Annotated in this window: 1 protein-coding gene; it reads left to right on the top strand. The window is 60.8% G+C overall.

What is annotated here, in order from left to right; all coding sequences use genetic code 11:
* The coding region (locus ACF8R3_RS07655; protein ID WP_392515390.1) for an immunoglobulin-like domain-containing protein at positions 1-1,124 on the top strand (1,124 nt) is incomplete at both ends.

Below are 1,124 nucleotides of genomic sequence, written 5' to 3' on the forward strand. Positions count from 1 at the left end.
CCAGGCAATGACAACCAGGGTGATCTGGTTCTGGTTAACATCGTGGCCAATCAGGTCTCGGTCAACGAGGCCACGCCACCCCTGTTCACCCTGACCCTGAACCGCGTGCTGGACAAGGATCTCACCGTCACCCTGAGCAACAACGCCACTGTTGTGTTCAAGGCCGGCGAGACCAGCAAGTCCTATGTCGCACCTGCCCAGGGTGATGACGTCTTCAAGGACGAAGGCAAGATCCAGATCGGCATCGTCAAGGCCGAAGTGCCGAATGCTACCTTCGAGAACCTGGTGCTAGGCGCACCTGCATCGGTCGATGTCACCGACACCATCAGCAAAGTCACGGCTGTGCTGGCTGTGGATAACACCTCGGTCGTCGAAGGCGGGAAGATCACCTACACCGTGACCTTGATCAGCGAAGACAGCGACCTGCCGGTGACTGGCCACGGCGGCGTGACCGTTACCTTGACCGGTGGCACCCAGGTGTTCATCGCCGCTGGCTCTGCCACGGGTACCGTCACCATCAATGCGCCAGATGACGTGTACGTGGGCGGCCAGCCTGCGGTCACCAAGTCGATTACCGACATCACGGTCGCAGGCGCCAAGCAATTCGAAAACCTGGTGGCGGACAAGTCGCCGGTCACCACCACCGTGCACGACGAACCTGCCGGCCAGGGCGACCTGGTGCAGGTCAATATCGTCGCCAACCAGGTGTCGGTGAACGAAGCCACGGCACCGACCTTTACCCTGAGCCTGAACCGTGCACTGGACAAGGACCTGACCGTCACCCTGAGCAACAACGCTACCGTTGTGTTCAAGGCTGGCGAGATGACCAAGACCTACACGGCCGCGGCGCAGGGCGATGACGTGTTCAAGGACGAAGGCAAGATCGAGGTCGGCATCGTCAAGGCAGAGGTGCCGAACGCCACCTTCGAGAACCTGGTCATTGGCGGCCCGGCTTCGGTCAACGTTACCGACACGATCAGCAAGGTTACTGCGGTACTGGCTGTGGATAACACCACCGTGACCGAAGGCGGCAAGATCACCTACACCGTGACCTTGGTCAGTGAAGACAACAACCTGCCGGTCACCGGCCATGGTGGCGTGACCGTCACCCTGACCGGCGGCAC

The sequence above is a fragment of the Pseudomonas sp. FYR_7 genome (assembly GCF_043106155.1).
In the GTDB taxonomy this organism is placed as follows: Bacteria; Pseudomonadota; Gammaproteobacteria; order Pseudomonadales; family Pseudomonadaceae; genus Aquipseudomonas; species Aquipseudomonas parafulva_B.